The organism is Victivallis sp. (assembly GCF_048170485.1).
In the GTDB taxonomy this organism is placed as follows: Bacteria; Verrucomicrobiota; Lentisphaeria; order Victivallales; family Victivallaceae; genus Victivallis.
The window spans coordinates 1-10,193 of sequence record NZ_DBEXAY010000240.1; the positions used below are offsets into that span (position 1 = coordinate 1).

The window sequence follows — 10,193 nt, forward strand, 5'->3', positions numbered from 1 at the left end:
GATTTTGGCCGGGGCCGGAATTCCCGGGGCTCCCGGCGGGGAGATCGTATGAATTTTCTGCTTCGAATCAGTCGTCTGCTCTCGTCGCAGACGTCGCTTTTCATCATTCTGGTGGCGGTGCTCACCTTCTTTGAACCGGAACTTTTCCGCTGGGTGCGGGGGGATGTGCAGACCGCGGTGCTCGGAATTATCATGCTGACGATGGGGATGACCCTCACGCCGGAGGATTTCCGCATTCTCGCCCGCCGTCCGCTCGACATCTTCATTGGAGCGTGCGCGCAGTACACGATCATGCCGCTTCTGGCGTGGGCGCTGGTCCACCTGCTGCAGCTGCCGCCGGGGATCGCCGCCGGACTGATTCTGGTCGGGTGCTGTCCCGGCGGCGTCTCTTCGAACATCATGTCGTTTCTCTGCCGGGGGGACGTCGCCTTTTCGGTGGGGATGACCACCGCCTCGACGCTGCTGGCGCCGGTGGCGACGCCGCTTCTGGTGCTCTGGCTTTCCGGCAGTGAGATCGACGTCGACGCGATGGGGATGTTCCGCTCGATTCTGATTGTGACGATCATTCCGGTGGCGCTCGGCGCGTTCGCCAACCTCTTCTTCGGCCGCCGGAAGGGATATCAGGAGCTTTGCGGCGTCATGCCGGGCGTCTCGGTGATCGGGCTGGCCTGCATCGTCGGCGGCGTGATCGCCTACAACGGCGAACACTTCTTCACCTCGGGGGCGATGATCTTCGCGGCGGTGTTCCTCCACAATGCGCTGGGATACGCGGCGGGCTATCTGGTCGGCCGATTCACCGGCATGTCGGTGGCGAAAAAGCGCACCATCGCCATCGAAGTGGGCATGCAGAATGCGGGGCTGGCGACCAATCTTGCCACCCGCCACTTTCCCACGTTGCCGGAGGCGGCGATCGCCTCCGCCGTGAGCTGTGTCTGGCACTCGATTTCCGGAACTCTTCTGGCGGGATTCTTCCTGCTCTGCGACCGCATCGCCGCCAGACGGGCGGCGCGGAAAACGGAGTGAAATTTTTTGCTTTTTTTCCGGTTTTCAGTTGACGTGAAGCCGGTTGTGCGGTTAGATTAGGAAAACGGTAGGAACAGGATGCTTTTTTTCGGAATAATTCTGGCCGGATTTGTCTTCTGGCGCGGCATTCTTCCCCTGCGGCTCAGCTGGCGGTGGAAGGGGGCGCTCTGCGTTGCGCTTTGCCTGGTGGCGTTCAAGTTCCATCTGCTCCATCTGATCGGCGGGCCGATGTATTTCGCGCCGGAACTGCCGCGGGGGGTGCTCCTGGTGGCGGCGTGGCTGTTTGCGGTGCTTTTTCTCTTCTTCTTTCTGCTGGTCGCCTCCGAACTGATCCGGGCAGGGGTTCTGCTCGGTCTGCTGGCGGCCGGAAAGAGGCGGCTGGAACGGTTCCGCTCGATCGGCAACCGGGTGAATCTGGCTCTGCTGGTGCTGGCGACGGTTCTGGCGAGCGTCGGCATCTTCTGCGGAACGAAACTGCCTGCGGTCCGGGAGCGTACCGTCGTCATCGCCGGTCTTCCGGAGGAGGCGGAGGGGCTGACCGTCGCGGTGCTCGCCGACCTGCATGCTGACGGGGTGACCCGGAGGTCGCGTGTCGAAAAAATTGTGGAGCGGACCAATGCCCTCAAGCCGGATTTGATCGCTCTGGTCGGAGATTTTGTCGACGGCCGGGTGGAGGCGCGCGGCCGGGAGCTGAAACCGCTGGCGGCGCTCTCCGCCCGTTACGGCGTGTTCGGCGTGCCGGGCAATCACGAGTACTACTCCGGGTACCGGGAGTGGGTCGCGTTTCTCTCTTCGCTGGGAATCGAAATGCTCTGCAACGAGCACCGCTTTCTGCCGGAACGCAACGTGGCCGTTTCCGGCGTAACCGATCCCGCCGCCAGCCGGATGGGGGAGACCCCGCCGGATGTCGAACGGGCACTGGCCGGGATTCCCGCCGGGGCGCTGAAACTCCTGCTCGCCCATCAGCCGAAGCTGGCGCCGGAGGCGGCGGAAGCGGGGGCGGATCTCCAGATTTCCGGCCACACGCACGGCGGTATGGTCCGGGGCGTCGACCAGCTGGTCGCGTGGTTTAACGACGGTTTTGTTTCCGGCCTCTACCGGGTGGGAAACATGACGCTTTTCCTTACGAACGGGACCGGCATCTGGAGCGGATTCCCGATCCGGCTCGGGGTGCCGTCGGAGATTGCACTGCTGCGCCTGGTCGGCGAGGGGAAAGAAAATAAGAGGGAGCGGAACGAATGTCCGGATACCGACGCCTGAAAGAATTTTTCCGTTCACGTGCGGCCGGGGGAATCGCGCTCGCATTTTCCGGCGGCGTGGACAGCTTGCTGCTGCTCGAGGTCCTGCGTCTGCTCAGGCAGGAGGAGCCGTTTCCGCTGGCGGCCATGACCATTCACTCCCCGTTCCACCGGGAGGAGGAGACGGCGGCGGCCGGAGAGGCGGCCGCGCGGGCCGACATCGAATGGGTGAGGATCGACTGCGATCTGCTGGCGGATCCCGCGGTCCGGGAGAATCCTCCGGATCGTTGCTACCGGTGCAAGCGCCGTATTTTTTCCTCGGTTCTCGCCGAAGCGGCGGCGCGGGGGCTCCGGACGGTGGTGGACGGCACCAACGCGGATGATCTCGGCGTCTGGCGCCCCGGCGTGCGGGCCCTGCGGGAGCTGGGCGTGCTCTCGCCGCTGGCCGAACTGGGCATCTCCAAGGCGGAGGTGCGCGCCATCGCGGCGGAACTGGGGATGAAGGAGGCCGACAAGCCGGCTTCGCCCTGCCAGGCGACCCGTTTCCCGTATGGAACGACGCTGACACCGGAGGCGCTCCGGCTTGTTGCGGAAGGGGAGGCGCTGCTCCGGCAGGTGGTTCCGGAGGCGCGCGACCTGCGGCTCCGGAGCAGTGGGGAGCTGGCCCGCATTGAGGTGCCGCTGGCGCAGCTGCAGCAAGTGGTGGCGCGGCGGGAAGCGATTGTCTCCGGGCTGAAACAGCTCGGATTTGTCTATATCACGCTCGATCTGGAGGGCTTCCGCTCCGGAAGCATGGATCGCGCAAAGTCGGGAAGCACAACCGGAAAGGAGTCGTCGCCATGTCAATCGGATTCACGGAAATTCTTCTGATCGTTATTTTTGTTCTCCTGGTCTTCGGGGCAAAACGTATTCCGGAACTTGCCCGGGCGCTGGGGCGCGCTTCGTATGAGTTCAAGAAGGCGAAGACCGCGCTCTCCGAGGAGGGACGCGAATTGATGGACGCCGCGGAAAAGGCCGGGGAAAACGAGGCGAAAAAAGAGGAGCAGAACTGCAAACAGGCATGAATGACCCGGAAAACAGCCTGATCGGCCATCTGGAGGCGTTGCGCCGGACGCTGCTCTCCTGCCTGATTGCGACCGCACTGCTCTACCCGGTCGCATTTCTGGCATCGCCGTATGTCATTTCCGCACTGGTGCGCTGGAGCTTCCCGCCCGAGGCGGGGAAACTCCACTATTTTGCGCCGATGGAGGTGTTCTGGGTGCAGCTGAAACTGGCGCTCGTTCTGGCGCTGGCGCTGGCGTATCCGTGGAACATTCTGCAGGTCTGGCGTTTTCTGCTGCCGGCGCTCTACCGGGAGGAGCGGAGGGCGCTCGGCTGGTGGATCGTGGTTTCGTCGGTGTTGTTTTTCTGCGGGGTAGCCTTCTGCGGGGTGCTGATTCTACCGATGCTGATGAATTTTGCCGGCGGATTTGCCACGCCGGAGCTTCAGCCGATACTCGGGCTGGCGAACTTCCTGGAGCTGGCGGGCTGGCTGATGCTCTCATTCGGCGTGATGTTTCAATCACCGCTGGTGGTGCTGCTCGCGGTTCGTTTCGGTCTGATCTCCGTGGAATCGCTGCGCCGGAAGCGGCCGTGGGTCATGACGGCGATTCTGGTGGTCGCGGCGATCCTCACGCCGCCGGATGTGGTGAGTCAGGTGATGCTGGCGCTGCCAACCTGGCTGTTGTTCGAAGCCGGGCTGTTCTTTGCCGGCCGGATGGAGAGACGCGCGCAGGCGGAGGCGGCGGAACGCGGTTAGGCGCATCGGCCGGAATTTGCCGATTTGTTTCTCCTCCAGGTTGCATTTGCCGGAAGCTGTGCTCTATTACCGGTAAGGAAGAGTTCCGGGGGGCGCAAGGGCCCCCGGGTGATCCGCTTTGCAGAGGAGGCTGTCATCATGAGCAAATCCAACTCCACGTCGAATGTATTCACGCCGGTGATCCGCCGCTTTGTCCGGGATCAGGAGAGCCGCGGCTGGCCGCCGTTTCACAAACTGCCGCTGGAGGAGGCGCGCCGCGTCTTTGCCGAAGTCCGGGGCGAACACATTCCGGAATCCCCGGTGGAGATGGAGGAGCGCAGTTTTTCGGAAGGGGTCGACGTCCCGTTCCGGGTGCGGCTGATCCGCCCCGCGGGGGTGACGGGAGCTTTGCCGGTGGTGTTCTATTTCCATGGCGGCGGCTGGATGCTCGGCGGCTGGGAGTCGCATGAACGGCTGGTGCGGGAGCTGGTCGCCGGTTCCGGATGCGTGTTCGTCTTCGTGGAGTATACTCGCGCACCCGAGGCGGAGTACCCGGTCCCGATCAAGCAGGCGTACGCCGCACTCACCCGGATTCTGGAGAATGCGGACGCTTTCCGGGTGGATCCGGGCCGGGTCGCGGTCGCGGGGGACGGCGCCGGCGGAAACATGGCCGCGGTGATGACACTGCTCGCCCACGAACGGGGCACGCCGCGGATCGACCTTCAACTGCTCTTCTACCCGGCGACCGATGCGGACTTCGGCACGGAGTCCTATCACCGGTTTGCCGACGGACCGTGGTTGACCCGCAAGGCGATGAAGCGGTTCTGGAGCACGTACTGTCCAATCCGGGCGTTTCGCCGGGAGATTTATGTGTCGCCGCTGCGGGCCCGGCTGGGGGCGCTCGCCGGACTGCCGCCGGCGTTGATCGTCACCGCCGGAAACGATGTGCTGCGCGATGAAGGGGAGGCCTATGCGCGTAAATTGATGCGGGCCGGAGTCGGGGTGGCATCGGTCCGTTTCGACGGGGCGATTCACGATTTTCTGCTGCTGGATTCCCTGCGCAACAGCGCGCCGGCCAGCGGTGCGGTGGCGCAGGCCTGTGCGCTGCTCCATTCGAAATTTGACCGCTAGAGCGGAACTCCGGCATAATTTGGCCGGCGGGGAGCTTGAAAAAAGTATTCCGGCATGTTATATTAACGCAATCCGCCTTTTATAAAACGAGGAGCGGCAGGGGTGTTCCCCCGTTTCCGGAACAGACCGGGGGCGTGGGGATTCTGACTGGGAAAACGATGCGGAACGGGGGCATCAGAGTTATGACTGTCAAACGATATCTGTACCGGAAATGGCTGATGCTCTATTCGAAGATCGTCCGCGAGAAGGCGTCGCCGGAATATATCGCCCGCGGCTGGGCGATCGGCATGTTCTTCGGCTGTTTCATTCCATTCGGCCTGCAGCTTGTCTGTTCGATTCCCACGGCGTTTCTGCTGAAGGGCAGCAAGATCGGCGCAACGCTGGGGACGTTGATTACCAATCACTTCACAATTTTTATCATCTATCCTGCACAATGCTGGGCCGGGAGCCACCTGCTCGGCGGCACCCTTTCGTACCACGCGATTGAAACCGCGATGGCCGACGTGCTCAAGGAGCAGAGCTACGAGGCGCTGATGAAGATCGGGTGGGAGCTGGTCGCCGCCTTCTTTCTGGGCGGAGCGCTGCTCTCCGTGATCATGACCCCGCTCACCTACTGGTTCGTGAAGAACCTGGTCATCCGCTACCGGAGCCGCAGGGCGGCGCATATGGCCGCCCGCAAAGCCCGTGAGGCCGCCCGGGTCACTGCTCCGTCAGGAAAGTGAGCTGGATTTTCCGGGTGCGCGGCCCGTCGTATTCGCAGAGGTAGATTCCCTGCCAGGTGCCGAGGTGAAGTGCGCCGTTCCGCACCGGAACGGTGAGCGAGAAGCCGGTCAGCATCGCTTTGAGGTGGGCCGCGCTGTTTCCTTCGACGTGCTGATAGAACTCCTCCCGCGCCGGAATCAGGGCGGCAAGTTTGGCCAGCAGATCGTGCCGCACATCGGGGTCGGCGTTTTCGTTGACGGTCAGTCCGGCGGTGGTGTGCGGGCAGAAGATATGGCAGAGGCCGTTCCGGAGCGTCTTCGGCACGCGCGCGTTGATTTCGGCGGTGATCTCCGCAAATTCGCAACTGTGGCGGGTGACGACGGTGAATTCCTGCATGATGTGAACTCCTTTTCTGATTGATTCCATTCGAAATATAACGTTCCGGGACGAAGTTTCAACCGGATTCTGCGCCGGATGACGGATTTCTGTTCCCGGTTTCAGCAGGAGAGATCTGCGACGCTTTCCCGTTCGATCAAGCTGTATGGCACCGTGACGTTGCGGACCGGCAGCCCCGCGATCTGCCGGTTCAGCATGTTGACCGCTTCGGCGCTGATCCGGCCCATCTCCTGGCGGATGGTGGTCTGCGGCGGCGTCAGGCAGCAGGAGATGCCGGAGTCCTCGCTGGCGATGAGGGAGATGTCTTGCGGAACCCGGAGCCGGAAGTCGCGCAGCGCCTGGGCGGTGATTGCTCCCAGGGATTCCCCGGCCGCGATGATTGCGGTGCAGTTTTCGTCGATGAGTTCGCGCAGAATCCGGTGCAGTTCGTTCCGCTGTTGCAGGTTGCGGTGAAATCCGGAAACTTCCGGCGTACGGGCGCAGAGTTCGAGAAAGCTGCGGAAGCGGGTCGCCTGAATGAGATTTTCTTCCGGCGGCTGGAAGCAGAGCGTTAACAGGCCGATTCGGCGGTGGCCGCGCCGGCAGAGATATTCGAGTGCGAGTTTCATCCCCTGTTCGTCGTCGGAGCAGACCGAATAGATGTTTTCCCGCAGGGCAGGGGCGGTGTTGATCGAGACCAGCGGCAGTTGGTGACGGTTGCACCAGCCCGCCGTCGCTCCGGCGCGGTAGGCGAGGGTGATCACGCCGCGCAAAATGGTTTCGTCGAGCTGAACGTCGTTGTTTTCCAGCAGGATCATCGGGCAGAACTTCTGCCGGGAGAGCTCTTCTAATAGAGCGTGCAGCATCAGCCCCAGATAACCGTGAAAATCCGCGGTATCCGGAATCAGCACGGCGATGTTGCGCTGTTCTTCGGTGAAATACCCCGATTCGCGGGCGAGCTTCAGGATCCGGTTGCGCAACTGTGGCGACACATAACCGGAACCGGTCAGCGCCCTCGACACGGTGGAGGCGGCGCATCCGGCAACTTCGGCGAGCTGTCGCAGTGTGGTTTTTGAGTTCTTCTCCATAGAATATAGTATACCGTGTTGTTCCATATTTTGCAAGGCATTTTCTTTTATTCCACACGGAAAGCGGGATTTCCGGTTGTTTTTGCAGAAATTTTAGGTATACTATTTCAAAATCGTTTTAAACGGGAGCTTTTACGATGAGTCAAACAGAACACCGTCGGCCGGATGCGGGGATTTTCGCTTCCGGGAAACCCTTCTTTGTCGGCTGCAACTACTGGGCGAGCCATGCCGGGACCCGGATGTGGCGCAACTGGGATGCCGCTTCGGTGGAGGCGGACCTGGCGGCGCTTTCCAAAGCGGGCGTGCAGGTGATCCGCGCCTTTCCGCTCTGGCCGGATTTTCAGCCGCTTACCGCGCACACCACCTGGGCGCAGACCTTCATCGAAATGCGTTTCGGCGAGGAGCCGCTGCCCGATACGCCCGCCGGACGGGCCGGGGTGGACGAGGTGATGATCGAGCGTTTCCGCTGTTTTGCCGAACTGGCGGAACGGTATGGAATTTCGCTGATCGTCGGGCTGGTGACCGGGTGGATGTCCGGCCGCATGCATGTTCCGCCGGCATTCGAGCGGGTCAACGTGCTGACCGACGCGCAGGCGATCCGCTGGCAGGTGCGGTTTGTCCGTTATTTTGTGGAGACGCTGAAGGATTGCCGTGCGATCGCCGCCTGGGATCTCGGGAATGAGTGCAACTGCATGGGCATTGTCGCTTCGTCGGATGAGTTCTGGAACTGGTGCAACGCGATTTCCTCGGCGATTCGTCTGGCGGACCCGGTCCGGCCGGTGGTCTCCGGCATGCACAGCCTTCTCTGCGAGGACCAACCGAACCGGCACATTCTGATTTCGGACCAGGCGGAGACGACCGATATTCTCTGCACCCATCCCTATCCGTTGTTTACGCCGCACTGCCGGATCGACCCGGTCAATACGATGCGCAACGCCTTTCATGCGGCGGCGGAGACCCGGCTCTACGGAGACGTCGGCAATGTTCCCGCCTTCGTGGAGGAGGCGGGTTCGCTCGGTCCCTGCCTGTCGAGCGAGCGGGTCGCGGCCGACTATCTGCGGAATATGCTCTGGAACTCCTACGCCCACGACTGCCGCGGACTGCTCTGGTGGTGCGGTCATGACCAGACCGAACTGCCGCATACGCCGTACGACTGGGTCGGCATGGAGCGCTGCCTCGGGCTGCTCCGCACCGACCGTTCGCCGAAACCGGTGATGGAGGAGCTGGGCAAATTCGGCCGGATGGCGGCCAAACTTCCGCTTCCGGCCTTCCGGCGGGATGCAGTCTGCATTCTCTCACAGCATCAGGATCAGTGGGGCGTCGGGTATCTGAGCTTCCTGCTCGCCAAGCAGGCGGGCTTCGACATTGAATTTCAGTATGCCGACCAGCCGCTCAAGCCGTCGAAATTCTATCTTCTGCCTTCGGTCACCGGAACCTGGGTCATTTCGCGGCATCGCTGGATGGAACTGCTTCACGCTGTGGAGGAGGGGGCGGTGCTCTACGTTTCGAGCGACAACGGTTCGCTGGAGCCGTTCACCGGCCCGTTCGGCGTCGATATCGAATATGTCGCCAAAGCCGCGGCGCCCGGGCGGATTGTCAACCCGGCACGCGGTCTGGATCTGTCGGTGCCGGCGGAGTTCCTCGTCCGCTACCGCAACCGTTGCGGCGAGGTCCTCGCGGAAGACGGGGAGGGGAACCCGGCTCTGGTCTGCAACCGTTACGGCCGCGGGTTGCTGATCTGTTGCAATGTGCCGCTGGAAACCGCGCTGGTCGAAATGCCGCGCGTCTTTGCCGACGGGAAGCCCGAGTACTACCGGGTCTATCAGCTTCTCGCCGAACTTGCCGGGGTGAAGCGCAACGTCACCCGGCAGAATCCCGCGCTCACGCTGACCGAGCACGAGGTCGATGCCGATACTCTGCTGGTGGTCGCGGTAAACAATACGCCGGAAGAGCTGGCCGATACGCTCCATGCTCCCGGCTGGAAGCTGGTTGATGCTCCGATCGGCCCCGCTCCCGATGCGGAAGGGGTGCTTCGGCTGCCCCGGAACACCGGTGCGGTGCTCCGGTATCAGCGGAGCTGAGGCGCGTACGCCGCCCGGAACTTACTCCGGGCGGCCGTTGGGATATTCCAGGGCGGCGACGTTGAATCCGAGTTTCGCCGCCTGTTCTTTGTACTGGCGGAAGGTCTCCAGAGGAAGCGTCGATTCGCGCGCGAGAATCCACAGATAGTCGCATGTGGAGCTGGTCACCATGGCGCTGGAGTAGTCCGGCGCCAGAGCGATAATCCGGTACTGCCCGTAGAAGGGGCCGAAAAAGGAGACCTCCAGCTCGCCGACGGTCGAATCCCCCCGGAAGCGGGCGCGGCCGCGGGCGGTGCGGTATTCGCCGTCGCGCCAGCCGGCGTTGAGCACATCGATGCCGCCGTCCTTGCGGGCGGTGTAAACCGCGGTGACTTTGGTCATGTCGCGCTCGAAGGAGTGCGGCAGCCGGGCGATCTCATACCAGGTGCCGAGGTAGCGTTCCGCGTCGAAGGGACGCACTGCGGGGATGGAGGCGGTCGACTCCGCGCTGCGACAGCCGGAGAAGATTGCGGCGACTGCGGACGCGGCCAGAAGAAGAATGGTTCGGATCATTTCTCTCTCTCCTTTCAAAATGAGGCGCCGAGGACTTTACCGTCCACGGCGTCAAGTTTGACGGTGATGATGTGTTCCGAGTCATCGGTATTGTCGAGCTTGCGGCCGGTGACGAACCAGACGCCCTCTTCCAGTGTGGCGGAGAGGGGGCGGTAGAGATCCAGTTTTTCCCCGAACGAGGAGATGGCCGCTTTCAGGGCCAGATCGGGGCGGGAGATGGTCCAGT

The 10,193-nt window shown here is 62.7% G+C and carries 12 protein-coding genes; 8 read left to right on the top strand and 4 right to left on the bottom strand.

The genetic code is table 11. The features are described from left to right. Positions 1-48: 48 nt before the first annotated feature. The 7 genes from ACMLHG_RS12590 (at position 49) to ACMLHG_RS12620 (ending at position 5,891) form a co-directional block, all read left to right on the top strand. Positions 49-1,023: a bile acid:sodium symporter family protein gene (locus ACMLHG_RS12590; RefSeq protein ID WP_295806709.1), complete on the top strand. Its 975-nt coding sequence runs from the start codon at positions 49-51 to the stop codon at positions 1,021-1,023. A 78-nt stretch (positions 1,024-1,101) separates the two neighbouring features. Next, complete coding sequence (locus ACMLHG_RS12595) at positions 1,102-2,283, top strand: metallophosphoesterase (RefSeq protein WP_417170707.1); 1,182 nt, start codon at positions 1,102-1,104, stop codon at positions 2,281-2,283. Then, complete coding sequence (gene larE / locus ACMLHG_RS12600) at positions 2,262-3,131, top strand: ATP-dependent sacrificial sulfur transferase LarE (protein WP_417170708.1); 870 nt, start codon at positions 2,262-2,264, stop codon at positions 3,129-3,131. The genes ACMLHG_RS12595 and larE overlap by 22 nt, the downstream gene beginning before the upstream one ends. Further along, entirely contained in the window at positions 3,101-3,325 is a 225-nt protein-coding gene (locus ACMLHG_RS12605) for a Sec-independent protein translocase subunit TatA/TatB (protein ID WP_417170709.1), read from the top strand. Before larE ends, ACMLHG_RS12605 begins: the two co-directional genes overlap by 31 nt. After that, complete coding sequence (gene tatC / locus ACMLHG_RS12610; RefSeq protein WP_417170710.1) at positions 3,322-4,059, top strand: twin-arginine translocase subunit TatC; 738 nt, start codon at positions 3,322-3,324, stop codon at positions 4,057-4,059. The genes ACMLHG_RS12605 and tatC overlap by 4 nt, the downstream gene beginning before the upstream one ends. 138 nt (positions 4,060-4,197) lie before the next feature. Then, positions 4,198-5,169 carry an alpha/beta hydrolase gene (locus tag ACMLHG_RS12615; RefSeq protein ID WP_417170711.1) on the top strand — a complete coding sequence of 324 codons (972 nt, stop codon included), beginning with the start codon at positions 4,198-4,200 and terminating at the stop codon, positions 5,167-5,169. 182 nt (positions 5,170-5,351) lie between these two features. Beyond that, on the top strand, positions 5,352-5,891 hold the full coding sequence (locus ACMLHG_RS12620; protein ID WP_417170712.1) for a DUF2062 domain-containing protein: 540 nt from the start codon (positions 5,352-5,354) through the stop codon (positions 5,889-5,891). Here ACMLHG_RS12620 and ACMLHG_RS12625 read toward each other — a convergent pair. Both ACMLHG_RS12625 and ACMLHG_RS12630 read right to left on the bottom strand, forming a co-directional pair. Beyond that, entirely contained in the window at positions 5,869-6,267 is a 399-nt protein-coding gene (locus tag ACMLHG_RS12625) for a secondary thiamine-phosphate synthase enzyme YjbQ (protein ID WP_417170713.1), read from the bottom strand. The genes ACMLHG_RS12620 and ACMLHG_RS12625 overlap by 23 nt on opposite strands. Positions 6,268-6,368: 101 nt before the next feature. After that, a complete protein-coding gene (locus ACMLHG_RS12630; RefSeq protein WP_294435500.1) occupies positions 6,369-7,334 on the bottom strand; it encodes a LacI family DNA-binding transcriptional regulator in 966 nt (321 codons plus the stop codon). A gap of 137 nt (positions 7,335-7,471) precedes the next feature. Here ACMLHG_RS12630 and ACMLHG_RS12635 point away from each other — a divergent pair, with 137 nt between their 5' ends. After that, entirely contained in the window at positions 7,472-9,415 is a 1,944-nt protein-coding gene (locus tag ACMLHG_RS12635) for a glycoside hydrolase 5 family protein (protein WP_417170714.1), read from the top strand. A gap of 21 nt (positions 9,416-9,436) precedes the next feature. On the opposite strand, the gene ACMLHG_RS12640 is transcribed toward ACMLHG_RS12635, so the two are convergent. Together ACMLHG_RS12640 and ACMLHG_RS12645 are read right to left on the bottom strand one after the other, a co-directional pair. Further along, positions 9,437-9,967 carry a lipocalin family protein gene (locus ACMLHG_RS12640; protein ID WP_294435518.1) on the bottom strand — a complete coding sequence of 177 codons (531 nt, stop codon included), beginning with the start codon at positions 9,965-9,967 and terminating at the stop codon, positions 9,437-9,439. Positions 9,968-9,981: 14 nt separating this feature from the next. After that, a partial coding sequence (locus tag ACMLHG_RS12645; protein ID WP_417170715.1) for a hypothetical protein occupies positions 9,982-10,193 on the bottom strand: 212 nt, incomplete at its 5' end.

Bases quoted from the DNA above. Each gene is read 5' to 3' on its own strand.
- ACMLHG_RS12590 (WP_295806709.1), top strand. From the start codon at position 49: ATGAATTTTCTGCTTCGAATCAGTCGTCTGCTCTCGTCGCAGACGTCG.
- ACMLHG_RS12595 (WP_417170707.1), top strand. From the start codon at position 1,102: ATGCTTTTTTTCGGAATAATTCTGGCCGGATTTGTCTTCTGGCGCGGC.
- larE (WP_417170708.1), top strand. From the start codon at position 2,262: ATGTCCGGATACCGACGCCTGAAAGAATTTTTCCGTTCACGTGCGGCC.
- ACMLHG_RS12605 (WP_417170709.1), top strand. From the start codon at position 3,101: ATGTCAATCGGATTCACGGAAATTCTTCTGATCGTTATTTTTGTTCTC.
- tatC (WP_417170710.1), top strand. From the start codon at position 3,322: ATGAATGACCCGGAAAACAGCCTGATCGGCCATCTGGAGGCGTTGCGC.
- ACMLHG_RS12615 (WP_417170711.1), top strand. From the start codon at position 4,198: ATGAGCAAATCCAACTCCACGTCGAATGTATTCACGCCGGTGATCCGC.
- ACMLHG_RS12620 (WP_417170712.1), top strand. From the start codon at position 5,352: ATGACTGTCAAACGATATCTGTACCGGAAATGGCTGATGCTCTATTCG.
- ACMLHG_RS12625 (WP_417170713.1), bottom strand. From the start codon at position 6,267: ATGCAGGAATTCACCGTCGTCACCCGCCACAGTTGCGAATTTGCGGAG.
- ACMLHG_RS12630 (WP_294435500.1), bottom strand. From the start codon at position 7,334: ATGGAGAAGAACTCAAAAACCACACTGCGACAGCTCGCCGAAGTTGCC.
- ACMLHG_RS12635 (WP_417170714.1), top strand. From the start codon at position 7,472: ATGAGTCAAACAGAACACCGTCGGCCGGATGCGGGGATTTTCGCTTCC.
- ACMLHG_RS12640 (WP_294435518.1), bottom strand. From the start codon at position 9,967: ATGATCCGAACCATTCTTCTTCTGGCCGCGTCCGCAGTCGCCGCAATC.